We start from the raw sequence: 24,180 nt of genomic DNA, 5'->3' as shown, positions 1-24,180 counted from the left end.
GTAGTTTGAGGTATATACATTACTGGTCATATCCTTTCGAGTAGAATTTTGTGTGGTAACTCAATTATTACTCTATATTGGATATGATTTTTAATTTTTTGTGAATTACTTTTGCAACACTCTATTATAACATACTTTCTTTAAAAAAGTGTCGCCGCGACACTTTAAAAGCTGTTGCCCATATATCAGCAAAAATTGTATAATGATCAAAGAGGCCTTTAAGGCTGAAAGTTAGGGGGAGGTTTTATATGGAAAGAATCGCACTTATTGCTCACGACAAGAAGAAGGATGATCTTGTTGATTTCGCAAAAAAACATAAAGAATTTTTTCAGAAGTATGAGTTAGTTGCTACAGGTACAACTGGAGGGAGAATTATTCAGGCTACAGACCTAGAGGTTAAAAGATATCTCTCAGGTCCCCTAGGAGGGGATCAGCAGATTGGGTCCGACATAGCCAACGAACTTATCAAGGCCGTGTTTTTCTTCAGAGATCCACTCACCAGTCAGCCTCACGAGCCAGATGTTCAGGCTCTTATCAGACTCTGTGACGTACATCAGATTCCAGTGGCTACCAATAAAGCAACTGCTGAATTGATAATTAAAAGTTTAAAGGAAGATATTTAATTAAAAGAGGGAGTGTCGCGGCGACACTCCCTCTTTTATTGATTTTTCTATATTTGACTTTAGCACTCTAGATGCTTCTCTAGAGCACCTCCTGTAAGTCTGTTATTAGAGTTTTAACAATCAACTCCCCCGACACATGTGTCAACTTCTATATTCTTTTCTTTTTCTTTTAAAACTCATATTACCGTTGAGAACAAATTATAATTATATGAAATAATTTAAGTCTCTTTGTAGAGATTTTAACCTACTTCTTTCCTCGCTAAATTTAGGGAGATGCCTTTCAACTAACTCCCAAAACTCTCTGGAGTGATTCATATGTATTAAGTGACACATCTCATGGACAATCACATACTCCACTATCTTTAAGTCCATCTGTATCAACTTTAAGTTTAAGGTTATACTTTTGTTTGAATAGCATATTCCCCATGCTGTTTTCATATTTTTAATTCTTAACTTTTGTGGGCTTACTCCTATCCTAGGAGCCCACTCCTCTATCAGCTTTCTGTAAACTCTCTCTGCCTCTGTGTGGAGTATCTCCTCCCTGTCTCTTCCTCCTCTAGGAATATCCCTTCCAAGAACTTTGATATATTCCCTCTCCTCCTTAGCTCTCTCTATGCCTCTGACCTCAGATACCTTAGGGTAAATAACTTCAAAGTTTTTCCTTATAAGCTCCTCCCCAATCCTATAGGCGGACCTTCTGGGGATGGAAATCTCAACCCTTCCCGAGGATGTTATCTTTAGAATTACATTTTTCTTACTTCTCTTGTAGACCCTGTACTGAATCTTATCCCTTCCCTGCTTTATAGTTCCTTCCTTCATCCTTCTCTCCTGTTTAAAAGTAAAAAGTGTCGCCGCGACACCTTTTAATAAAAATTCCCCTACAAAAGTAGGGGAATAAAATTATGATGTTTGACCCTTTATATCCTTTATAAGTCCATATTTTAAATCTGTTAACGCCTTTGAAAGATCTACCTTGTACTTGTGAGGGTTATCAAGCCTCTTTCTCTCAGGAGAGATCTTTTCCAGGTTTGACAGGTAGTAATCCCTCGACCCCTTTACATCCAGCAGGTCTTTGAAGTTTTCAGTTATCTCTCCTCCCTCTACATACTTTATCGTAAGGGGTTTTACTGTATACTCTCCCGCCTTTAACTTACTGGATTTAAACTCATAGCTTTCATCTGTAATAATTATATCCCTTCCCTGCAGAAGCCTTTCCTTGTCTTCATCTCCCTCCATAAGGGTTATAAGATCTGCATAGGCTATATTATTTTTATCATAGATCCTGTACACCTCTTTAAATCCAGGATTACTAATTTTAATGACATCCTCTGAAAGTTTAATTAGCGGCTCATTGTCCACCTGCACTATCTTGTACACTCCTCCAAAGCAGGGGTTTGATTTACTCACTGCAATGGCATCTCCTACTCCAAATATGTCAGCACAAGCCCCCTGCTCCTTCAGGGACCTTATAAGGTCCTCATTGAGGGCATTGGTTAAAAATATCTTAGCTTTCTTCAGCCCTGCATCATCCAATGCTTTTCTACATTTCTTAGATAGGTATGCCAGATCTCCAGAATCTATCCTGATTCCATATGCCCCATTATAGTCATCATCTATTCCATTTTCCTTAAAAGCAGCGATAGCATTCTTTATCCCTATCTCCAGGGTGTTATAGGTATCTATGAGAAGTACCAGGGTATTGCTCTCCCTCTCTCTCCTATGCTTTATAAATAAGTCAAAAGCTTTCCTTTCAGCTTCCCTTCCTACACCAAAGGTCTGAATATATGAGTGTGCCATTGTTCCCACACTTGGAATACCATACTTATATTCTGTAACCAGGTTGGAGTGGCTGCTGCACCCCCCTATATATGCCGCTTTATTTCCCGCTACAGCACTGTCAAAACCGTGGGCTCTTCTGCTACCAAAGGATGTTACTGCATGAGGATATGCTGCCCTGGTAACTCTCGAAGCCTTAGTTGCAATAGCCATATGCATATTCATAATATTTAAGATAGGTGTCTCTAGGATCTTTGCCTGGATTAGAGGAGCTTTAATTGTCACTATGGGTTCATTGGGATAAGCTATCTCCCCGTCCCTCATAGCATATATCTCTCCTGTAAACTTTAGATCTACAAGATAGTCTAATAGATGCTTCTCCTTAATTATCTCTGAAAAGTAGATCCTCTTCTCCTTAGCAGAAGTTGAATTTAATATATCGATTAGGGATATCACTTCCTGTATTCCACTTACTACAGCGAATCCTCCATCCTCAGTTTTTCTAAAATACATATCAAAGATTGCGACCTTCTCCTCCATACCCTCCATTAGGAATATGTCACTTTCTGTATATTGATAACGATCTGAATTTATTACTCTGGCAAAATCTGTTAATATTACATTTTTCTCCATGAAATGACCTCTCTCATAAATTATAGTACTCTTAGTATATCATTTGTATTTTTTTTTTACAACTTGCACTTGAATAATAGAGGTGTGTATACTAAAATCTACTTAATCAACAGATATTAAAGGAGATTTTTATGAAAAGTGTTATTCAGAGAGTAAGTCAGGCCAGTGTCACTATTGACAATGTGGTTGTAGGTGAGATCCAGAAGGGGTTTATGATTCTTCTTGGTATCACCCATACAGATACTGAAAAGGACGTTAAGTGGATGGTTGATAAGATCACAGGACTTAGAGTTTTTGAGGATGAAAATGGGAAGATGAACCTTTCCCTAGAAGATGTAGGAGGAGAACTCCTTATAGTATCTCAGTTTACCCTATATGGAGATGCCAGAAAGGGAAGAAGGCCTAGTTTTATAGATGCGGCTAGACCTGAAAAAGCAATTCCCCTCTATGAAAAGTTTGTGGAGATGGCAAGGGAAAAGGGAGTTAAGGTTGCCACTGGTGAGTTTGGTGCTGATATGAAGGTCAGCCTTATAAACGATGGACCGGTTACCCTTATTGTGGACTCCCCTGAAAAATAAAAAGGGAGCGTGACGCTCCACCCTTTTTATTCTTATTACAATGTCTTTTTATAATGGAGTTAATCTATAATTCTATACTTTCCTTTACAATTAAAAAGGAAAATAAACCTCCTCCTAAAATAATATTTTAGGAGGAGGTTTTTTATGAAGTATCTGCTTATATTTATAATGTTATTTAAAATCAGCTTTTCCCTTCCAGTAGAAGGGATCTCATGGAGGATGACCAAGGAAGAAGTAGAGAGTTCCTTCCCTGCTATGAAAAAACTCTCCTTCGATGAGGATGAGGAGGTCTATAGGGCAGAGGAGAGGGTCCACAGAGATATAGCCTTCTATGATTTTTTATTCTATAGGGGCAGACTGATCCAGGTAACTATCTCCAATAAGTATCTAAGGCAAAATGAAAGTCTCAGCCGCCACCTGCTAGATATAATCGATGAAGAGTATACATTTACAAGTATTCGGACTGATTTTATCAAGGAGGACGGAAGGATAAAGGAAGTTCAGGAGTATTATGGCATTTCAGAGGATGGAGAATCCCACCTGATCATAAAGGTAGATTTAATAAAGGGAAAACACATCAATACATTTATCTTTACAGATTACAGCTTTATAGTGGAGAATGGCGGTTAGCTAAATCTTTCCCTGCAATAAAAAAGTCTGACTCAACAGCCAGACTTTTTTATTATAGAGAAATCTTATCAGATAACTTCTTACCAGGTTTAAACTTAACAACTTTTTTAGCTTTAACTGTCATCTTTCTTCCTGTTTGAGGGTTTCTTACCTTTCTCTTAGCTCTTTCTACAACTTCCCACTTTCCCCAACCTATAAAATTGACCTCATCACCATCTACCAATACATCTTCAACTGTTTCTAGTAGAGTGTTTAGCTTTCTTTCCGCCTCAGCCTTAGATGAAAACTCCCCTGCCTCATAGAACTTTGCTATAAACTCTTTTTTAGTCATCTTGTTTCCCCCTTTTTTTATTTCAACAAACTTTAATCTTCCCGCTAAGTCCTATATTAAAGGACCCTTTATAATTAAGTTTATATAGGTAAAAAACATATTTCCTTTTTTTAAGTTAGAAATTTTTTTAATCTTCCTTTTGTTTTATGGTATCTAGACATCCTATATAAGATCCTTCCCGTAATATAAACATCATATAAACTCTCATGAAAGTTTGCATCATCAAAGGGAACTTTATAGTAGTTTGCACACTCGATAAGCTTAGGCCACTTATAGGAGTTTGTCTTAGAATTCCAGCTAACCCTTACTATATCAACATTTTCAATCATAGTATCAAATTTCTTTACTAACTTAAAGGGTATAAAGCTCTCATCAAACTTTATATTGTGAGCCACAAAGTGTTCTACTCCGCTGCAAAATTCCTCAAAAGACCTGATGTCCTCTAAAAAATGCTTGGGATAAACCTTAGCAGACCTTTTTTCTCTTATGACCTCGTCTGTAAGTCCATTAACATTAACAGCTCCGTAATTGATTTCCTCTCCCGGGTTTCTAAAGTAAAATCTGTTATATTCTCCTAGTTTTTCCCAGGTTTCAAGGTTATCATCTATCCTTAACTTTATAGCAGATATAGAGAGAACTGAGCTCCCCTTCATTCCATTGGTTTCAACATCAAAAATAACTATCTCTTTAGCCATAGAACCTCCATGCCTTCCCCTGCCTTAGTCCTCATCTCCAAAGTTTAATATTTCAACTGTTGCCTCATACCAAGGACCCTCTTCATCTTCTCCCAGTTCCACATGAAATACAAGCTGGACATCTTCTAGGGTTAACCCCACATAGGATTCTCCCTCCTCTCCTGCAAAGTACTCTATCTTCTTCATCTTATAGTTCAATATCTTTTGAGCTATATCCTCTCTCATCTCTGCCAGTTCAAAGACCTCATCTCTCAGATCGTATCCCAGCTCTGAAAATTTATCAGCAATTGCACTTAATCTTCTATTTAATTTTTCCTTATCCATATTCTTACTCCTTACTAAACTTCATTTTAGTAAAGTATACATTATTTTTGATTTTACTCCAAAGAAAAAAAGTGCCCTAGGGCACTTACTTATTCAATAAGAGAAATAAAGAAACGACAATATAGATAAATATAATTCCCTTAAGGATATTTAATTTTGATTTTTTAACACTGTTTATTTTTTTTAATACCCACAAAACAAGCTTTATTTTTTTCATTTCCATAGGAAGTTTTTTTATAGCTTCATTCATTTGCTTTTCTAATTCTTCATTCTGAATATCTATTTTAATCACCTTTTTCTTTTAATTGTATCAAAAGTATTGTTCAAAATCAAAAGAAAACAAAAATAATCTTTTAAAGGCTATTAATTGTTATCCAAATAAAGTTTTCAATATCTATATAGTCTCTAGGTTTTAATTCCTTTAGATCCTCCATAAGCTTTTGTGTATAAGTTAAAAAGGAGTTATAGGTCTGCCAGTTAGGTAGCATATTATAGTTTAAATCAAATCCAAAAACTTCTGCAGCTTTTTTAGATACCTTTGGCTTTAAGAATGGATATTTTTGAGGCTGGATCATATTCATAAAGTAGCTGAGAAGAGTCCACTTGTTACATGAGATCTTATTGAAAAACTCCTTGTATTCAAAGAAATCCTTCTCCTCAATTTTTTCCTTCTTATATAGGAAGTTATATAAAACTTTAATAAACTCTTCCTGATTCTCTTCTACACTTATAGCCTTTCTAAAGTTAGTCTTTTCAATACTATGAATTATCTTAGTTGCTGAAATTAACTTCTTAGATATTTCGCATATATCTTTATACTGACCTTCCTCTATCTTAGATAATAGGTTTTCCTCTGAAAAATGATTCATAAAATCATTACTTATTTGCTCCTTATTCTTTCTTTCTAGTTCTATATACTTTTCATCATAAAAACCTTCTGGGTAGGATTTATGGAAGATTTTTATCAGTTCCTCTAAAGAAAGACTTTCATCAAAAGTATTCTTTTTATTTTTCTTATTTGATAAGGAGGTTAATAACTTATCCTCTTTAAACTTACCTATTTCACCTTCATCTAAAACTTCTTCCAATAAAGCTATTTTAGAGTTTAAAAGCTTCACTCCACAATTTATAAAGTCTATCTCTATTTTGTGATCATTGATAGATAAAACCTTACCTATCCCCCACTCACTCTTCTTAAGATGTCTGACATATTTCATAATTTATCTCCCCTCCTTTAATAGTCCCCATATAATATTACCCCATAATACTCTTTTTTCAAAAAATAAAAACGAAACAGAACAAAACTTTATAGTATGTATATGTATTTATGTATTATGTATTATGTAGAGAAAATATAAAAAAAGCTTCCATCGTCTAGAAACCTTTATTATCAATGGATCTAAGAAGAGTGACAGAAAAAAAATATAAATTAAAAAGGATTATATATTTAACTCAATAAAAACAGTATCTAAAAATTATATCGTAGAAGGGATGGTAAAGTAGTCTAATAAAATCAATATATAAATTAAAGGCCATTTAAATTTATGTTATAACTTGTAGAGGATTAAAAAGAGATCCTTTATTTTTATGGGCTTAAAAATTATATCTAGAGAGGGATGATAATCTAAGCTATATTTTTCAATGTTTTTTTCAGACATAAAATATAACTTATAAGGGATAGTAAGGGAGAAGAGAGAAAGTTTTTCTTATTATTAATAAGTGATGATAAAGTAGGTCTTAAAATAATGGAAGATATTAAAAGGGACTATTAAAAATATTGATAAAATATCTTTATATTAAATAAGTGATGATAAAGTAGCCCTTATTTTTAGTTAATATTACTTATAATATATTAGGGATTATAAAAAAGGTTTTTATCTTTGGGGAGTCAGAGGTAACCAATCTTTTGAAATCCTATATAATAAGGGGTAGTTTATAATCCTTTATTTAATATAATTACCTTTAAAGGCTTATAACTAATAGATGATGATAAAGAACACCTTAAAATTAAAGGTTAGTTTAAATGTATAGATTAAATTATAGGGTATAATAAATAGATGATGATAAAAAGGAAAGGGTGGATTTTTTTATATTAAATAAGTGATGATAAAGAAGATTAGTTAATGCTTATCTTATTTACAATCCCTTATTAGTTATAAGAGATATAAGGAGAGTATAATTAATAGATGATTATAAAGGAAATGAGTAAAATCAAAGGACACTTAGAAGGTTAAGGTTATGAATTATAGATGATGATATCTTTATAGTGTTTCTCTATAAGAAGTGCCTAAAAAGTACATTATATTTTCTAAGGGATTATAAAAGAGCCTTTATATTTCTAAACTACTTGCATTTTTATGGAAAAATGATATAATAAATTCTAATTAATATTATAATTTGGATGGGATGATAACCAGGAGGAAAAGAGTGGCTATAAAATCAAAGGAAGCCCTGACGGAAGTGCTTCAAATTTCCGACGTAAAAGATTTTAGTGTAAATATAAGGGCTACAAAGCCTAAAAAGATACCAACTAAAACTGTATCTTTATACTTAGAGGATATGGAGATTAAAGATACCATAAACCAGCCATTTCTTTTTATAATTTTGCCGTTTTTTACATCAAAAAGACAGAGAAATGTAAATTTAGTTTATGAGATCGCCAATGCAGGGATTAAGTTTGGTGCCTCTTTGAGTACAGATGACTTTGAGGGAATAAAAAACCAACAGCCCTCGGACTTTGAAAAAAACGTATTCTACTTTGTACTCTATAAGTTTCAGGAACTTCTCATGGAGAAGGAAACAGAGGGAAAAAATTACATCGTATTTAATATAGAGGAAGTAATAGATTATTTAGGTCTTAAATTTTCTATGAAGTACTACAGAAAGATGGAGGAAACACTATACAACCTCCAGGCAACTACCTATAAGATTGTTATCAGAAATAGAAAGAAGGCTGGAAATATAATTAGAGAGGTATATAAGGAGCCCTTAAACCTTATAAAGTATGAGAAGATCAAGGAAAGAAATACTGAAACAAATAAGATGAAGGTTTATTATAGAGTTAAACTTGATGAAAGAATTATAGAGGAGCTTAAAAGGAAACACTACTCTATCTTTGACAGGCACCTCCTTAATGACCTTAGAAAGGCAGACAGAGCCTCTGAAAAGATCTATCAATATATAAGTATGAAGAGGTTTTCAGATGATGCCGGTGAGCAGAGAATAGAGACCCTGGCTACTATTGTCCCCCTTACAACTACCAGCAGGATAAAGAAAAAGCTGAAAAATGGTAAGGTAAAAGAGTATGAAGTAAGTAAGATGAAACAGGTACTCAGGAGAATAAAAAAATGTTTTGATGTTCTGGTTTCCAAAGGGTATTTGTTGGATTATCGTGTGGAGGAAATGAAGGATATCAAAAGCTATAAGTTTGTATATAGCTTTAACCCAGAAAAGGATAATAACTGTCACATCTCAAGTCTTGTTGAGAGTAAGAGCATAAAGCAGATAGCTGCCAATGCTGAAAAGCCTACAGCAGCTAAACCGGCAGCAAAGGGTGTTATTGGTATAACAGATGATATAAGGAAAGAGATACAGAGAGCAAAGAAGAATATCTTTGTGTCTAAAGCATGGAATAAAAGGGTGGACAATAAGATCTTAAAACTCCTCAAGGAAGAGGGGGAAGAATATACAAAGAATATTTTAAGGATCCTATATGAAAACCTGAATACAGATATAAACAAGACGCTGGTTTCCTACATAAGCGGTATAATGAAAAACCTTAAAAAGCAACAGAAGGAAGCACTTAAAACTGAAAAACCTGCTGTGGAGACAAGAGAAAAACTTGAAAGAGTAAAGATAGTAGAGGAGACCGAGGAGGCAATAACTCCAGAGATAGTAGAGGAGAGAAGAGACGTAAGGGAAGACTTAGAGGAGAAGAATACAGATGTATCAGATCCTATAAGCAAACTTCTTCTTGAACTCTATGATAAGATGTCTTCAGAGGAAAAGTCTGAAGTGAGGGAAAAGGCAAGGAAACAATATCTTAAAACTACAAATAGCAAGAGTTTTAATACTATACATGAAAAGATATTCTCTACAATGGAGAGGATATATGTCCTGGAGATCCTAAGAAAGGAAAAGGGACTGGCATAAGATAAAATTATAAATAATAAGTGATGAGGTGCAGTCTATCTGCACCTCTTTTCTTTAAAATATGATTTATAATTTATAGAGGATGATAAAAGAAACTAAAAAAACCTGTCTTCCGACAGGTTAAACTTCTAAAATGGCTGGGGTAGCTGGATTCGAACCAGCGCATGCCGGAATCAAAATCCGGTGCCTTACCGCTTGGCGATACCCCAACAAGATTATTTAAATGGTGGAGATAAGCGGAGTCGAACCGCTGACCTACGCAGTGCAAGTGCGTCGCTCTCCCAACTGAGCTATATCCCCTCAAGAGTACTTTGAAATAATATCATAAAATCAAATGTGTGTCAATAAAATATATAGTTTTTTTATAATCCCTTATAAAATATAATGGAGGCTTATAAAGAGGTGCCTAGGATAAGCTAAAAAAAGCTGTTAAACACTTAAAGTTAAAGTAAGCTTTTGAAAATATTCTTCTGAAAGACCACTAAATAAAGACTTAGATTATCATCCTTGATAGATTATAAGCAAAGAATATAATAAATAAATGATGAGTAGAAGGGAAGCATAAAGTTTGGAGATTGTGATATAATGTAAAAAAGGAGGTAGTAACATTGATTCTAGAATTTATAATTATATTCGGGATAAGCTACTTGGGAGAGATTTTGAGCAAGATCCTTTCTCTGCCGGTTCCCGGAACGGTAATAGGAATGTTTCTCCTATTTATAGCGCTATACTTTAAAGTGATAAAGGTAAAGCAGATAGAGAGGGGTGTGGATATACTTCTCATAAATATGGCAATATTCTTCATTCCCCCAGGAGTAAGGCTGATAAGCTCCTTAGATTATATGAAGGGAAACTGGATAAAGATAATAGTTCTTATGATATTAACTACTTTAATTACCATGGTGGTAACGGGAAGGGTAGTTCAGTATCTTGTGGAAAGGGGAGAAAAAAATGGAGATAACTAGTCATCCTTTATTTGGTATAATTTTAACCTTAGGCACTTTTGAAATTGGTAAAAGAATTTATAATAAGTTCAGGTTGCCTATACTTAATCCTATATTAATAGCCATCCTTCTAATAGTAGGGGTATTGATGATATTTAAAATACCGCTGGAATCCTATGAAAGCGGTAGTAAGATGCTTAGCCTCTTTCTAGGTCCCGTTACGGTAATCTTAGCAGTTCCTCTCTATAAGCAGCTGGACCTTTTAAGGAGTCACCTGTTTCCAATACTTATAGGGGTGACGGTAGGAGCGATAACCTCTATAGCCACTGTTATAATCCTGGGAAAGGTAATGGGACTAGAAAGGGTGCTTCTTCTTTCCATGGCTCCGAAATCTATAACTACTCCCATAGGGATGGAGCTGAGCAAGAATATAGGTGGGATACAGGCTATTACAATTGTGGGAATAATGATAACAGGGATAACTGGAGCAGTAGCAGCCCCTATTATATGTGAGGTATTTAGAATAAAAAATAGAGTAGCCAAGGGAATCGGAGTAGGGGTTTCAAGTCATGCAGTTGGAACTTCAAAGGCTATCGAGATGGGCGAGGTAGAGGGAGCTATGAGTGGCCTGGCAATTGGTCTAACAGGAGTAGCTACAATAATAGTTCTTCCAATGGTGCTAAAAGTTTTATATAAGTTCTTAATTTAATATCATCCCTTATTTATTATAAAGGATAGATAATAAGAAAACCGCCCAAGGGCGGTTTTTTATTCATACTTATCTTTTACTATCTTTCCCAGCATCTCCTTAATTCCAACGTCTACATTTTTGAAGTTTAATTGATACCTAATATCATCAAAGGAGTTTTTTTCCAGGAGTTTACCGATGCTCTCTTCAAGAAAATCATAGGGAAGAGATTCAACTGAGTGAAAATCAAGGGTTAGCTTCTTTCCCTTTAAAATATTAACATCTAGTTTCTCAAAGAGCACCTTAGCATCTCCCTCTATAAAATTAGAAATTTTTATAATCATATTTTATACCCCCTTACTAGAAAGGTACAATGAAAATTAGAATTTCCTTCAAATTTACTTTAAAATTATAGAAACCGGACAGTGGTCGGATCCCATAACTTCATCTAAAATCTTAACGTCCTTGACATTATCTAAGAAGCCTGAGTTAACACAGTGGTAATCGATTCTCCAGCCGATATTTTTACCTCTAGCTCCAAATCTATAGGACCACCAGGTATATTTTATCTCCTCTGGATAGAAGGTTCTAAAGACATCTACATATCCTTCAGTTAGGAAGGTAGTCATCCACTGTCTTTCCTCTGGAAGAAACCCAGGGTTCTGCTCATTTCTCTTTGGGTTTTTAAGATCAATCTCCTTGTGGGCAATATTATAATCTCCACAAAGAATTACATTTTCCCCAGAAGCAATAAGGGCGTTACAGTATTTAAGAAGGGAGTCACAAAACTCCAGCTTATAATCCAGCCTCTTTCCCTTTTCCTGACTGTTTGGGAAGTAGCAGTTGATTAGGGTAAAGCTATCAAACTTAGCCTCTATAAACCTTCCCTCTCCATCAAACTCTTCAATTCCCATATCCTTAATATGAAGAGGTTCTACCTTTGAGTAGATAGCTACCCCGCTATATCCCTTTTTTACAGTGGCTGACTGAAAGTAAGAGGTATAGACGCCGATGTTAAGGATATCCTCTCCCAGTTGTTCTTTGCTAGCTTTTGTTTCCTGGATACATAATATGTCAGGAGAATGGTTTAACAGAAGATTCTCTAGCTCCCCCTTTTTGTGGACAGCCCTGATACCATTGACATTCCATGAAATTATCTCCATTAAAGAACTCCTTTTTGCAGGTATCTCTTTAATTTAGCGATGATCATATTGATAGCAATCTTATTTTCTCCCCCTCTAGGAATGATTACATCAGCATATCTCTTGCTTGGCTCACAAAACTCAAGATACATAGGTTTTACAGTGTTAAGGTACTGATTTTTTACAGAGGCAAAGGTACGACCTCTCTCATTTATATCTCTTTCGATCCTTCTAAGAAGCATCTCATCAGCGTCGGTATCTACAAAGATCTTTACATCAAAGAGGTCTCTTATCTCTGGTACTGCAAAAAGAAGGATTCCCTCTACGATAACAATCTTGGATGGCTGAATAGAAACAGTCTCTTCTTTTCTAGAGTGAGTTTTGAAGTCGTATATAGGTCTTTCAATACTCTCACCTCTGCTTAACTTGAGAAGGTGCTCTCTTAAAAGTTCAAATTCTATGGAATTAGGGTGGTCAAAGTTAACCTTTGCCTTTTCTTCAATAGTTAAGTGGTTTAATTCCGTGTAGTAGGCATCCTGCTCTACCAGAACAGCATCCTCAGATTTAAAAGCCTTTACAAGATTATGAGCAATAGTGGTCTTACCACTTCCGCTTCCTCCTGCTACTCCAATAAAAATACAGTTTTTCATTTGTTAAATTGCCTCCTTTATCTAGCCATTACATAACATTTTATTATACTATATGGATAAAAATTTATCAATAAATGAAAAAAGGACAGCTGGTATGCTGTCCCTTGCTCTTATTTATTATTACTTTATTGAGTAGAAAGAACTTTCTACCAACCTCCGCCAGATGATCTTCTAGTAGATGGTGTAGCTTCAACAGCTTCCCAACCTCCGCCAGATGATCTTCTAGTAGATGGTGTAGCTTCAACAGCTTCCCAACCTCCGCCAGATGATCTTCTAGTAGATGGTGTAGCTTCAACAGCTTCCCAACCTCCACCAGATGACCTTCTAGTAGATGGTCTAGAGCCAGCTACAGCAGTACCTGCTAATGTAAGCATTAATAATCCAACAAGCAATAATCTTTTTTTCATAATACTTTCCTCCTTCTTTTACTTTCCCTTCCAGTTTAATAGAATTTTTTTATTTTCTTAAGAAATTCTTCTTGTTCACTTTTAAAATTTTCTCTAGAATAATAAGAAATAAATTCAAAACCAATACTTAAATTCTTTTCTCTTTTTAATAGAATAAAATAAAAATCCTCTAATTCTTTAACTTTTGCTAAATCTTTTTTAGTGAAGATATTTAATAAATTATTTATGGCTTGAAACTTAAAATCAATCTTTCTTTGACTTTTTTCATTACAAAGTTCAGAAAAATACACTTTAGCATCTTTTTTCTTTCCTAATTGAAGAGCAACTTCCCCTAAAGAAAAAAGAGCTTCTTCTATACCTATATCAGAATAATTGTGATTAGCTAATTGTTCTTTAACAAGGTTCTTACATTTACGGTAGTAAAATTTAATTTTTTCTTCATCATTTTTAAGTTTAAAAGTGTAGAGTAAATTGTCGTTAATAATTAACTTATGTATTGAAGATTTATATTTCAGCATTAAGCTTCTATATATAGAAATAGCTTCATTAAAATTTCCAAGATCTACAAAAGATAAAGCTTGTAAGTTTTTTACATCAAATAATTTTTCTTTATCCGTAATTAACTTTTCTACTTCTAAGAAGTATCCTAAAGCCTTATCACTAATTTTTAAACTATCGTAAACAAATCCAAAGTTAAATAAGATTATAACTTTTTCAGGCATATTAAAAGAATTAATTTCTGATTTTATAAGATTTTCAAGGTCTACAGCAGCCATGAAATTTTCATTGTTTATATAAATTCTTAAGAGACTAAGGCTTATTTTACCGAGTCTATCTAAATCTCTAATGATAATAAGATCATTAATAATTCTTAAATAAAAGCTAGCAGCTCTATGGTAGTTCTCTTTTTCATTAAAAAGATCTCCAATTTTCTGATAAAGGGAGATTTTGGTTTCCATATCGTATTCAGAGGCATAACTTTCTATTTCACTTACAGTTTCTTCTAAGTTTTCGCTGTTATCTAATTTTTCTAGAAAGTTATTTTTCAACCTTTCAACCTGCATTTCCTTGGTTTCCATAAGTTTTTCAAATTCTATGGTTTCATCGATACCCTTGTCCCTAAGTATCTTGTTGAAATTCTCCACAAGGATAGCAGCGATATGGTTGTTAAGAGAATTTTTACCAGTCTCAATCATTGCAAGGTGGCTTCTCGACATGCTCTCCCCTGCCAACTCTTTTTGACTAATCTTATATTTCTTTCTATAAAGTATCAGCTTTTCCACGGGACTTAAAACAGTCATAGTTCACCTCACTTTCATTTTAATTATAAAGCTTTATTATGAAAAATGTCAAACTAATTAATGACAAAAAAGAAATTTTTTTATATATTTTTTTGAAAAAATAAAAAAAGACAAACTCCAGTTAATAAAGCAAAAAAAACTTTAAAACTAAAAAAATCAAGGTAATATTTTATTATAAATATATAATGTCACTTAACTATGTGACAAAAATGCTTTTTAAGCATAAATAACCATCAAAAAAGGCTTGATTTTTTTCTGGGGAGAGGTTATATTATTAACATAGAGTAGAAATCATAAGATCAAAGCTTAATTTAAAAAGGAGGTAGGGTTATGAGTAGCTTGAATTTATTAAATTTAAAAAACAAGATAAACCTTATTCCTGGTAAGCTTATGAGAAGTGTTTCTACTGAGAAGGTAGATGTAGTTAATAGCTTTGAACTTGGAAGAAGAAAGAGGTTTGTTAGAGAACTTCTTGATCAGCTTCATGAAATGGATAGCGGAGAATCTTTACTTCACCTGGAGATGGTAGGAAAGGTTTCAGCTCATCTATCTAGAAAGCTTAGAATGGAAGAGGAAGCTGTAGAGGAGATAGAGTTATTTGCAAAACTTCACGATATAGGAAAGGTAGGAATTCCTCGTGAAGTATTAAATAAACCAGGAAGATTGACAGCAGAGGAGTTTCAGATAGTCAAGACTCATACGGAGATAGGATATCAGCTGTTAAATCAACTGGAAGTATCAAAATTAGGTGGAGATATTGTAAGATATCACCACGAAAAATGGAATGGTCAGGGATATAGAGGTCTCTCAGGGGAAGAGATACCTGTAGCAGCTAGAATAGTAGCTGTGGCAGATGTATATGATGCCCTAAGAATGGAAAGAGCCTATAAAACTGCCATGACCCATGAGGAAGCTATGGAGATTATTTTAAAGGACAGTGGAGAACATTTTGATCCGGCGATAGTCGACGTATTTTTAAAAAGCCACCAAGAGATAAGAAACATATATAATACTTTCCTAAACTAAAGTAAAAAGGAGCTTCTCACCGAGCTCCTTTTTGCTTTTCAAAAAATAAAAAGATGCAGGTGTCGCGGCGACACCTGCATCTTTAATTATATTTAAAAGAAATTTTTATAAAAACTTAACCTCATCCTTCTCCATAGTATCTAGGATAGCTAATGATTCAAGGTGTATACCTCTATCTCTTATAATCCTTCCTCCCTCTTGGAACCCCTTTTCTATGGCAATACCTACTCCACAAAGCTCAGCTCCAGCTTCTGCGACTATCTTTTCAAGACCTATTATAGCATTTCCCATGGCAAGAAAATCATCTACTACAAGAACCCTGTCTCCTGGCTTAAGAAACTCCTTTGAAAGACAGATATCGTAGTCGATCTTCTTGGTAAAGGAGTGTACTGTAGTGCAATACATATCCGACATAGTTGACGGCTTCTTTTTCTTGGCAAAAACCACAGGTACATCAAAGGCTAAGCCTGCCATGATCCCGATAGCGATACCAGAAGCTTCTATAGTAAGGATCTTATTTATTCCCTTTCCTTCAAATCTTTTTTTGAACTCCTTCCCCATCTCCAGCATAAGTTGAGGGTCTAACTGATGATTTAGAAAACTATCAACCTTCAGTGTTGTTGCATTTATCACCCTTCCCTCTTCCTTTATCTTACTTCTTAAAAACTCCATAACCTAAATCCTCCTAAAAAACCTAAAAAATTGTATAAAAAAAGATGTTTTTGTATATACAAAAACATCAATCTATTACAAAAAATAGAATTGTTTTTGCACATAGATAGCTGTTTATCGGCAGCTAGTAGAGACTTTCTTCCATATTAAGAAATTATATGAGCGTAGAACTTTCAAATTTAATATTTATAAAGGTATATCATAAAATAAACGATATTGTCAAATATTTGATAAAAAACATTATCTTATTGACACCCTAAAAAATCTGTGTTATGATTTCCCAAATTAAATATGTCATATAAGTTGCAGATAGGGTGCAGCGTCTCTACGACTAACCGTAAATTAGTCTCTATGAATTTTGTAAAGATACTTTATTTAGAAGGCCTAAGTATACACTTTTCAGATCATAGATTGAAGAAGGAAGAGTTTATATTTAGGTTTTTTTATATACAATTTTGGAGGTTTTAGGATGAAAAAGAACAGTATTGTTATTCTGGATTTTGGTTCTCAGTACAACCAATTAATAGCCAGAAGAGTAAGAGAAATGGGTGTATATGCAGAAGTAGTTCCTTACTTTGAAGATTTAGAGAAGATCAAAGCAAGGGAGCCTAAGGGAATTATCCTATCTGGTGGACCGGCATCGGTATACCTTGATGGATCTCCAACACTGGACAAAGAGATATATGATCTTGGAATCCCTATTCTAGGAATCTGCTACGGGATGCAGCTGACTCAGCACCTTCTAGGTGGAGAGGTAGCGAAAGCAGACAAGCAGGAGTTTGGAAAGGCAGAGGTTATGATCGATGACGCAAATTCACCGTTCTTCTTTGGAGTTCCAAATAATACACAGGTGTGGATGAGTCACGGAGATCACGTAACTAAGGTTGCTCCAGGATTTAAGCAGATAGCACACACAGATTCTTCTATAGCTACCCTTGTAAACGAGGAGAAGAAGATCTATAATGTACAGTTCCACCCAGAGGTAACTCACTCTGTAGACGGTCACCAGATGATAAGAAACTTTGTATTTGATGTCTGTGAGTGTGAGGAAAACTGGTCTATGGGGAACTACATAGAGACAGCTATAAAGCACATAAAGGAAACTGTAGGGGATAAGAAGGTTATTCTTGCACTATCTGGTGGAGTAGATTCATCGGTGGCGGCAGTTCTTATCCACAGAGCTATCGGAGATCAGCTTAATTGCTTCTTCGTAGATACTGGTCTTATGAGAAAGAATGAGGCTGAAAAGGTAATGGCTACTTACGGAGAGCACTTTAAGATGAATATCGAGTGTATAGATGCAGAGGCAAGATTCCTAACAAAACTTGCAGGGGTAACAGATCCTGAGAAGAAGAGAAAGATAATCGGTCATGAGTTTATAGAGATCTTTGATGAGCAGAAGAAGAGATTTAAGGATGCAGACTTCCTTGCTCAGGGTACAATCTACCCAGATGTAATCGAGTCTCAATCTGTAAAGGGACCATCAGCAACTATAAAATCTCACCACAATGTAGGAGGACTTCCTGAGGAGATGGAGTTTGAACTTCTAGAACCTCTAAGAGAGCTGTTTAAGGATGAGGTTAGAAAGGTTGGAAGAGAACTTGGAATTCCTGATCACATGGTAGACAGACACCCGTTCCCAGGACCAGGGCTTGGAATCAGAATCCTTGGAGAGGTAACTAAGGAGAAGGCAGACATCCTAAGGGAAGCTGACGACATATTCATTGAAGAGCTTAGAAATGAAGAGCTATATGATCAGGTAAGTCAGGCTTTTGTTGTACTACTTCCAGTTAAATCAGTTGGAGTAATGGGTGACGAGAGAACCTATGAGTATACAGCAGTGCTTAGATCGGCAAATACAACTGACTTTATGACAGCTACATGGTCACACCTTCCATATGAGTTTCTAGGAAGAGTATCCAACAGAATTATAAATGAAGTAACGGGAATTAATAGACTGGCCTACGATATTTCATCTAAGCCGCCTGCAACTATCGAGTGGGAGTAATTCATATTAATATAGTATACTTTATTTATCTTAGATGTTATTAAAGAGAAAACTATAATAAAAAAGCTACCTTAATTAAGGTAGCTTTTCTTTTGCAAAAAATAAAGATAGCTCCTTCTGGGGAAAGGAACTATCCATTATGACGCTCTATTAAAGAGAAGGTTAAGGGAAAACTATCTAAAATAAGATAGTTTCTGATATTAGTATACACCAAGGGATGAGGTTTCCTTTTTTTCTGGAAAAAAATTATTGATATAGTAATATTATTTAGAAGCAGGAGAAAGATACCTTTAAAGAGGTTATTATCTGTTGAAAAATTGAGCTTCCCTGAATTTTAAAAAATCCTGACTTATATGGTATAATAACTTTATTAATATAAGCATGGGGGGATAGGTTATGAGAGTAGAGGAAATCCTTAGAAAGAGTGAGTTAAACAGAGAAGATCTGGTATATCTAATGAAGATAGGTAGTGAGGAGGAGCTTGAAGCTCTCTATAAGAAGGCCTATGAAGTTAAGGAAGAAAATGTAGGGAAGAAGGTTTATTATAGAGGGCTCATAGAGTTTAGTAATATCTGTGTAAAGGATTGTAACTACTGTGGTATAAGAAAAAGCAATAAAAATACAGAGCACTTTATGATGACCAAGGAAGAGATAATGGAAAGTGCCAAGTGGATCTATGAAAACAACTATGGATCTCTTGTACTTCAGGCAGGGGAGAGACAAGACAAGGAGTTTGTAGATTTTGTAGAGGAAGTTGTAAGGGAGATAAAGGAGATGTCTCAGGGGAAACTGGGTATAACCCTGTCTCTGGGAGAACAGAGTAGGGAAACCTATGAAAGATGGTATAAGGCGGGAGCTCACAGGTATCTTCTTAGAATAGAAACAAGCAATGAGGAGATCTACAAGTCCCTTCATCCAGAAGACAGGTCCCACAACTTTGACACAAGGATAGAGTGCCTTGGATATCTAAGAGAGGCAGGTTATCAGGTTGGAACAGGGGTAATGATAGGACTTCCAGGTCAGAGAGAGGAAGATCTTGTGGATGACATTCTTTTCTACAAGGAAAATGATATAGATATGATAGGAATGGGTCCCTATATCATTCACGATGAAACTCCTATGGGAGAGGCCTATAAGGATAGGGTACTTCCTAAGGAAAAGAGGGTGGAACTGGGACTCAAGATGATAGCCATAGCCAGAATCTACCTAAAGGATGTAAATATAGCAGCAACCACTGCTCTCCAGGGCTTAGATCCCCTAGGAAGAGAGAAGGGGTTGAAGGCGGGAGCTAACATCCTGATGCCTGTAACCACAGCAGCGGAGCACAGAGCTAAGTATCAGCTGTATAACGATAAGCCTTGTATAGATGACACTGCAGAGCAGTGTAAGAAGTGTCTTGCAGGAAGAGTCGGAAGTGTTGGAGATGAGATAGCTTACGGAGAGTGGGGGGATTCACCTCACTACTTTAAGAGAAGTGAAGAGTAGTAAAAAGCAACGTGAGGTTGCATCCTAATAACCAGTTGGAACACCTATTATTTTACAAACTTTTTGTAAATTCGATATTTTGCTCAATAATAAAAAAGGGAGAAAAACCATATTGGTTTTTCTCCTTTTAGTTTTAATAAAATCTGACTATATAGTGAAGTTATCTTATTTAGTTAATCTAGTCTAAAAACAACTCAGCCAGGTATTTAGCAACCCCGTCCTCATCGTTGGTTTCAATAACCTCGTGATCTGGCAGGGCTTCCTGGAGCTTGTAGTTACAGTTTCCCATGATAAGTCCCTTTCCTACAGTAGAAAGCATATCCAGATCGTTAAGACCGTCTCCAAAAGCTACAGCCTCTCCTATGGAGATCCCTTCCTTAGCAAGGATCTCCTTGATAGCTGTTCCCTTGGAAACACCTCTCTGCATTAGTTCCAGGCAGTTTATCTGGGAAAGGGTAACGTTAAGCTTTCCCTTGAACCTCTCGATGACATTCTCCTCAAAGGTTCTCAATTTTTCACTGTCGTTGCAGATATAGAAAAACTTGGTAACCTCCTCTCCAGAAATTTCATTGAAGTCCTTCTTTGTATGGGTGAAGCCAGACTCCTTATGGAACTCCTCAGCTTCCTCTAACTCCTCCTCTACAAACCAGAGGTCATTTTGATAGATACTTCTGTGGAACTCTTCCCCCATAGGGAAGGAGATGATCTCACTGGCAAGGTCAGCAGGAATATTGTGAGAAAATATCTCATTGTCATGCTCATCGTGGATCTTAGCTCCATTTGAAGTGATAAGGAAGGAATCCAGCCCCAGCATCCTTTTGAATGCTACAGCGTCCCTGTGGTGCCTTCCTGTGGCGATGAAGACCTTAACTCCCTTAGCGTGAACCTTCGATATTATTGTCTTAGTGTACTCTGAAATAGTGTGTTTTGAATTTAGAAGTGTACCATCTAAATCACAGATTACAGCCTTATACATGTTGTGCACCCCTTTATAATTTATTAATCTTATCCTCTAACTCCCTCCAAAACTCAAAAAAATTTTCCTGGAAGAAGGAGTAGTTATCCCTTAGGTTATGAATGCTTTTATCCACATTGTTTTCTCTGGAGATCCGCCTGGAAATTCTGGATAAAGTTTTTTCTATGAACTCCAGATCTCCATAGTTTTCAAACCAATTTTCCTCTATCATGTGATCCACTACACTTCTTGATTTAGCAGGTATATACTCCACATTTTTTGAGATCTCAGAGTAGAGATACTCACAGTGGAGCTCAAGGGATTCTCCCTTGAGACGCTGCCAGTTTTTCGACAGAAAGTGATCGTAGTATATATCTACAATGATTCCTGAGTATAGACCATAGGCGGAAAGAGCTCTCTTAGCCTTTTCCACAGCAGAGGTGGAGTCGGTGAGGGAATCTAACCTTCTGTGAAATTTTATCCCCTCTATCATTTCCTCTGGAAGAGAGAGCGTGTGAGGAAGTCCCTTGTAGAAATCACCACAGACATTTCCCAGAAGAAAGAGGGAGGAACCCTCCTTAAAAAAGCTATGTCCCAAAAAATTCATATTAACTCCTTTCAGCATTAAACCTAACTAATTATACATTATTTAGGGTAAAGGTGCAGTTGATTTTACATTAAATTTAACTTTTGAGAGACAAATGTATAGAACTCCACTCCATTAAGAAGAAGCTCTTCATCAAATTGAACCTGGGGGGCTGTAAAGCCCTTCTCCTCATTATGAGTGCATAGGAAGATAAAGAGGCCGGAAACGGCATCCTGGTAGTTGGAAAACACTTCAGCTAACATAAGAGGTTCTATATCCGGTAGGTCGATAAGACACTCTACTCTGGAAAAGAGCTGAGAGTCTTTGATTACCGGGGGATATTGGATATTTATATGGTTGTCTATCCTTACCTTGTAGGATCTCTCAAAGCCTTCGTTGATCTCCTCTAGCCTCTCAAGGATAGTATTTAAAATCTGCCTTTGAAAATACTACGAAAAATATTTCAAAAATATTTGATGTTTTGGGGGAAGCCAGTGTTAATATAGATATGATAAGCCAGACCATTATGGTCGATGGAAGACTGAACTTATTTGGGCAGGGAGAAATCCATCTATGCTCTGGCAGAGGGATTTAACTTATAGAATACTTAGGAGGCAAGAATGAGATTTGAAAAATACCACGGTCTTGGAAATGACTTTATTATATTTAATATGAAGGATCTAGAAGGAAGGGGTCTGGTGGAACTAGCCAAAAGAGTGTGTCACAGAAACTTTGGAATCGGTGCCGACGGAATGATCGTATATGAAAAGGACGATCGTGGAATAGTGATGAACTTCTACAATGCCGACGGGACTACAGCTCCTATGTGCGGCAATGGAATAAGGTGTTTTACCCACTATATGAAGAATAACGGCCACTTTACTGGGGACAGGGTTAAGGTGCAGACGGGAGCCGGAGAGCTGGAGGTGGTTGCCAGTGAGGAGGTGGAGTTTATGGTAAGGGTTAATATGGGGAAACCAAGTTTCGGAGGAAGATCCATCCCAATAAACTTAGATACAGAGGAGTATATAGAGGAGGAGCTTGAGGTAGAGGGGGTGAAGATAAAGGTATCCTCCCTCTTTATGGGGACAACCCATACGGTGATTTTTGTGGAGAACCTGGAGGAGGTAGATATAGCAAGCCTAGGTCCTAAGATAGAGAAACATCCTATGTTTCCTGTGGGAACTAATGTAAACTTCTGTGAGGTAAAGTCAAGGGAGGAGATGCATGTGACAACCTGGGAGAGAGGAGCCGGGATGACCCTGGCTTGCGGAACGGGAGCCTGCGGAGCAGCAGTTATAGGAAGAAAGCTCGGGAAGATAGGGGAAGCTACCAAGGTGGTAGTCCCTGGAGGAGAGATGTATATAGAGGCAGGAGAAGAGGTCTTTATGAAGGGTCCAAGTGTAAAGATAGCAGAGGGAGAGTTTCTTCTATGATAGAGGTTTAATGTAAGATCGGTTAGAGGGGATAAAAGGGGCCAGAGTCTAATCGGTGGTCTGAACCTCTGGAGTGTAGTGGATAATATAAGGAGGGGGAGAAGTGAGAAGAGAGTTAAAATCACTTCTCTAATATTATAGAAGGGTTGTGTTTTGCATAGAACTTTTTATGAGGAATTAGAAGGAGAAAGGATGAGTATGAGGTGGAAGCGACAGAAGAAACTCTGTCATCCCTACCTTGAATTTAAAAAATATAAATGAAAGGATAGAGCCTCAAAGTATAATCAGGGCCAGGGAAAGAGATGGGATAAGAGAGTAAGTGATAACCTCTAAAACAAAGGCTGTTACCCTGAGCATTTCCTCTAACCACTGCGGGACGATCTTGTTAGCAAAGGAAACAGCACAGACTATCTAATTGATAATAATTTCCGCCTTATCTTTGATGAGATCTACGCTGAAGTGGTTTTTCATGGGAGCTTTCATATGTTTTTAAAGTACTCTAACTTTACTAAGGAGGATTTCCTCACCTTTGTAATGAGGCTTTTAGAGGAGACAGGGGTAGCAGTTGTACAGGAGAAAGCCTTTGGAATAGAGGGGTGTATAGGGATAGCCTGTACCCAGGGTTTGGAAATTTTGAGGGAGGGTGAAAAGAGGGTAAGAGTGTTTATAGATGGGAAAGGTGTGAAAAAAAAGTAAGGAAAAGGGTACAGAAATAGTGCTGTGCCCATTTTTTTTATGGTTTTTTTAAAAAAAAATAAAAAAAAGTTGACGAAAAATTAAAAGGATGGTATTATACTTCTTGTCCGCGAGAAACAGCGAGACGAAAACAAAACGGAGCATAGCGCAGCCCGGTAGCGCACCTGCCTTGGGAGCAGGGGGTCGCAGGTTCAAATCCTGCTGTTCCGACCATTGAAACTTTATATAACTTATGCGGGAATAGCTCAGTTGGTAGAGCGTCAGCCTTCCAAGCTGAATGTCGCGAGTTCGACCCTCGTTTCCCGCTCCATGTATGCGTCACTAGCTCAGTTGGTAGAGCACTCGACTTTTAATCGAGTTGTCACAGGTTCGATCCCTGTGTGACGCACCAAGATGCCCCGTTCGTCCAGTGGTTAGGATACCAGATTTTCACTCTGTAGAC

General features: G+C 36.3%; 26 protein-coding genes, 5 tRNA genes and 2 riboswitches. Of the genes, 14 read left to right on the top strand and 17 right to left on the bottom strand.

Annotated features, from left to right (window positions below; translation table 11 throughout):
* Positions 1–248 precede the first annotated feature (248 nt).
* The gene (gene mgsA / locus QMG11_RS19000) at positions 249–623 is read left to right on the top strand and encodes a methylglyoxal synthase (protein ID WP_281837893.1); all 375 of its coding nucleotides are present in this window, start codon (positions 249–251) and stop codon (positions 621–623) included.
* 204 nt (positions 624–827) lie between these two features.
* On the opposite strand, the gene QMG11_RS18995 is transcribed toward mgsA, so the two are convergent.
* Both QMG11_RS18995 and QMG11_RS18990 read right to left on the bottom strand, forming a co-directional pair.
* Positions 828–1,442, bottom strand: coding sequence for a M48 family metallopeptidase (locus tag QMG11_RS18995; protein ID WP_281837892.1), 615 nt, complete (start codon positions 1,440–1,442; stop codon positions 828–830).
* Between the two features lie 81 nt (positions 1,443–1,523).
* A complete protein-coding gene (locus QMG11_RS18990; protein ID WP_281837891.1) occupies positions 1,524–3,032 on the bottom strand; it encodes a nicotinate phosphoribosyltransferase in 1,509 nt (502 codons plus the stop codon).
* A 131-nt stretch (positions 3,033–3,163) separates the two neighbouring features.
* Between QMG11_RS18990 and dtd the strand changes: the two genes are divergently transcribed.
* Both dtd and QMG11_RS18980 read left to right on the top strand, forming a co-directional pair.
* Complete coding sequence (gene dtd / locus QMG11_RS18985; protein WP_281837889.1) at positions 3,164–3,610, top strand: D-aminoacyl-tRNA deacylase; 447 nt, start codon at positions 3,164–3,166, stop codon at positions 3,608–3,610.
* Positions 3,611–3,754: 144 nt separating this feature from the next.
* A complete protein-coding gene (locus QMG11_RS18980) occupies positions 3,755–4,240 on the top strand; it encodes a hypothetical protein (RefSeq protein ID WP_281837888.1) in 486 nt (161 codons plus the stop codon).
* Positions 4,241–4,292: 52 nt separating this feature from the next.
* Here the strand turns inward: QMG11_RS18980 and QMG11_RS18975 are convergent, their stop codons facing one another.
* The 4 genes from QMG11_RS18975 to QMG11_RS18960 form a co-directional block, all read right to left on the bottom strand.
* Complete coding sequence (locus tag QMG11_RS18975; protein WP_281837887.1) at positions 4,293–4,571, bottom strand: HU family DNA-binding protein; 279 nt, start codon at positions 4,569–4,571, stop codon at positions 4,293–4,295.
* A 110-nt stretch (positions 4,572–4,681) separates the two neighbouring features.
* Positions 4,682–5,266: a 3'-5' exonuclease gene (locus tag QMG11_RS18970; RefSeq protein WP_281837885.1), complete on the bottom strand. Its 585-nt coding sequence runs from the start codon at positions 5,264–5,266 to the stop codon at positions 4,682–4,684.
* Between the two features lie 24 nt (positions 5,267–5,290).
* Positions 5,291–5,590: a hypothetical protein gene (locus tag QMG11_RS18965; protein ID WP_281837883.1), complete on the bottom strand. Its 300-nt coding sequence runs from the start codon at positions 5,588–5,590 to the stop codon at positions 5,291–5,293.
* Between the two features lie 353 nt (positions 5,591–5,943).
* On the bottom strand, positions 5,944–6,807 hold the full coding sequence (locus tag QMG11_RS18960; RefSeq protein WP_281837881.1) for a DUF3553 domain-containing protein: 864 nt from the start codon (positions 6,805–6,807) through the stop codon (positions 5,944–5,946).
* 1,210 nt (positions 6,808–8,017) lie between these two features.
* Between QMG11_RS18960 and QMG11_RS18955 the strand changes: the two genes are divergently transcribed.
* A complete protein-coding gene (locus QMG11_RS18955) occupies positions 8,018–9,742 on the top strand; it encodes a hypothetical protein (RefSeq protein WP_281837879.1) in 1,725 nt (574 codons plus the stop codon).
* Between the two features lie 134 nt (positions 9,743–9,876).
* On the opposite strand, the gene QMG11_RS18950 is transcribed toward QMG11_RS18955, so the two are convergent.
* Both QMG11_RS18950 and QMG11_RS18945 read right to left on the bottom strand, forming a co-directional pair.
* A tRNA-Gln gene (locus QMG11_RS18950) sits at positions 9,877–9,951 on the bottom strand.
* 15 nt (positions 9,952–9,966) lie between these two features.
* A tRNA-Ala gene (locus QMG11_RS18945) sits at positions 9,967–10,042 on the bottom strand.
* Positions 10,043–10,350: 308 nt separating this feature from the next.
* Here QMG11_RS18945 and QMG11_RS18940 point away from each other — a divergent pair.
* Complete coding sequence (locus QMG11_RS18940; protein ID WP_281837877.1) at positions 10,351–10,707, top strand: CidA/LrgA family protein; 357 nt, start codon at positions 10,351–10,353, stop codon at positions 10,705–10,707.
* The gene (locus QMG11_RS18935) at positions 10,694–11,395 is read left to right on the top strand and encodes an LrgB family protein (protein WP_281837875.1); all 702 of its coding nucleotides are present in this window, start codon (positions 10,694–10,696) and stop codon (positions 11,393–11,395) included. Before QMG11_RS18940 ends, QMG11_RS18935 begins: the two co-directional genes overlap by 14 nt.
* 59 nt (positions 11,396–11,454) lie before the next feature.
* Here QMG11_RS18935 and QMG11_RS18930 read toward each other — a convergent pair whose 3' ends face one another.
* From QMG11_RS18930 to QMG11_RS18910, 5 genes are all read right to left on the bottom strand, one after another.
* Positions 11,455–11,718: an STAS-like domain-containing protein gene (locus QMG11_RS18930; RefSeq protein ID WP_281837873.1), complete on the bottom strand. Its 264-nt coding sequence runs from the start codon at positions 11,716–11,718 to the stop codon at positions 11,455–11,457.
* 54 nt (positions 11,719–11,772) lie between these two features.
* The gene (locus QMG11_RS18925) at positions 11,773–12,537 is read right to left on the bottom strand and encodes an exodeoxyribonuclease III (RefSeq protein ID WP_281837871.1); all 765 of its coding nucleotides are present in this window, start codon (positions 12,535–12,537) and stop codon (positions 11,773–11,775) included.
* On the bottom strand, positions 12,537–13,166 hold the full coding sequence (gene udk / locus QMG11_RS18920; protein WP_281837869.1) for a uridine kinase: 630 nt from the start codon (positions 13,164–13,166) through the stop codon (positions 12,537–12,539). The genes QMG11_RS18925 and udk overlap by 1 nt, the downstream gene beginning before the upstream one ends.
* 146 nt (positions 13,167–13,312) lie before the next feature.
* Positions 13,313–13,573 (bottom strand): hypothetical protein, encoded by a 261-nt coding sequence (locus QMG11_RS18915; protein WP_281837867.1) that lies wholly within the window; start codon positions 13,571–13,573, stop codon positions 13,313–13,315.
* A 35-nt stretch (positions 13,574–13,608) separates the two neighbouring features.
* A complete protein-coding gene (locus QMG11_RS18910) occupies positions 13,609–14,874 on the bottom strand; it encodes a helix-turn-helix domain-containing protein (protein ID WP_281837865.1) in 1,266 nt (421 codons plus the stop codon).
* Between the two features lie 330 nt (positions 14,875–15,204).
* Here QMG11_RS18910 and QMG11_RS18905 point away from each other — a divergent pair, with 330 nt between their 5' ends.
* Entirely contained in the window at positions 15,205–15,900 is a 696-nt protein-coding gene (locus QMG11_RS18905; RefSeq protein ID WP_281837864.1) for an HD-GYP domain-containing protein, read from the top strand.
* Positions 15,901–16,005: 105 nt separating this feature from the next.
* Here QMG11_RS18905 and QMG11_RS18900 read toward each other — a convergent pair whose 3' ends face one another.
* Positions 16,006–16,572, bottom strand: coding sequence for a xanthine phosphoribosyltransferase (locus tag QMG11_RS18900; protein ID WP_281837863.1), 567 nt, complete (start codon positions 16,570–16,572; stop codon positions 16,006–16,008).
* Between the two features lie 83 nt (positions 16,573–16,655).
* Positions 16,656–16,754: riboswitch (purine riboswitch) on the bottom strand.
* 92 nt (positions 16,755–16,846) lie between these two features.
* Positions 16,847–16,944: riboswitch (purine riboswitch) on the top strand.
* Positions 16,945–17,041: 97 nt separating this feature from the next.
* On the opposite strand from QMG11_RS18900, the gene guaA reads away from it, so the two are divergent.
* A complete protein-coding gene (gene guaA / locus QMG11_RS18895) occupies positions 17,042–18,580 on the top strand; it encodes a glutamine-hydrolyzing GMP synthase (RefSeq protein WP_281837862.1) in 1,539 nt (512 codons plus the stop codon).
* A 396-nt stretch (positions 18,581–18,976) separates the two neighbouring features.
* On the top strand, positions 18,977–20,065 hold the full coding sequence (gene hydE / locus QMG11_RS18890) for a [FeFe] hydrogenase H-cluster radical SAM maturase HydE (RefSeq protein WP_281837861.1): 1,089 nt from the start codon (positions 18,977–18,979) through the stop codon (positions 20,063–20,065).
* A gap of 178 nt (positions 20,066–20,243) precedes the next feature.
* On the opposite strand, the gene QMG11_RS18885 is transcribed toward hydE, so the two are convergent.
* From QMG11_RS18885 to QMG11_RS18875, 3 genes are all read right to left on the bottom strand, one after another.
* Positions 20,244–21,041, bottom strand: coding sequence for a Cof-type HAD-IIB family hydrolase (locus QMG11_RS18885; protein WP_281837860.1), 798 nt, complete (start codon positions 21,039–21,041; stop codon positions 20,244–20,246).
* Between the two features lie 13 nt (positions 21,042–21,054).
* Positions 21,055–21,627 carry an acyl carrier protein phosphodiesterase gene (locus QMG11_RS18880; protein ID WP_281837859.1) on the bottom strand — a complete coding sequence of 191 codons (573 nt, stop codon included), beginning with the start codon at positions 21,625–21,627 and terminating at the stop codon, positions 21,055–21,057.
* A 65-nt stretch (positions 21,628–21,692) separates the two neighbouring features.
* Positions 21,693–21,869: a hypothetical protein gene (locus QMG11_RS18875; protein ID WP_281837858.1), complete on the bottom strand. Its 177-nt coding sequence runs from the start codon at positions 21,867–21,869 to the stop codon at positions 21,693–21,695.
* Between the two features lie 357 nt (positions 21,870–22,226).
* Between QMG11_RS18875 and dapF the strand changes: the two genes are divergently transcribed.
* From dapF to QMG11_RS18850, 5 genes are all read left to right on the top strand, one after another.
* Positions 22,227–23,042, top strand: a complete 816-nt coding sequence (gene dapF / locus QMG11_RS18870) for a diaminopimelate epimerase (protein ID WP_281837857.1) — start codon at positions 22,227–22,229, stop codon at positions 23,040–23,042.
* A gap of 483 nt (positions 23,043–23,525) precedes the next feature.
* The gene (locus tag QMG11_RS18865; protein ID WP_281837856.1) at positions 23,526–23,738 is read left to right on the top strand and encodes a hypothetical protein; all 213 of its coding nucleotides are present in this window, start codon (positions 23,526–23,528) and stop codon (positions 23,736–23,738) included.
* A gap of 136 nt (positions 23,739–23,874) precedes the next feature.
* Positions 23,875–23,951: transfer RNA gene (locus QMG11_RS18860), tRNA-Pro, on the top strand.
* A 21-nt stretch (positions 23,952–23,972) separates the two neighbouring features.
* A tRNA-Gly gene (locus QMG11_RS18855) sits at positions 23,973–24,048 on the top strand.
* A 5-nt stretch (positions 24,049–24,053) separates the two neighbouring features.
* Positions 24,054–24,129, top strand: a tRNA-Lys gene (locus QMG11_RS18850).
* Positions 24,130–24,180 lie beyond the last annotated feature (51 nt).

It is taken from the genome of Propionigenium maris DSM 9537 (assembly GCF_027925155.1).
GTDB classification, from domain to species: Bacteria; Fusobacteriota; Fusobacteriia; order Fusobacteriales; family Fusobacteriaceae; genus Propionigenium; species Propionigenium maris.
The sequence above is the reverse complement of the archived record's forward strand: the minus strand, read 5'-3'. Positions and strand labels throughout refer to the sequence as shown.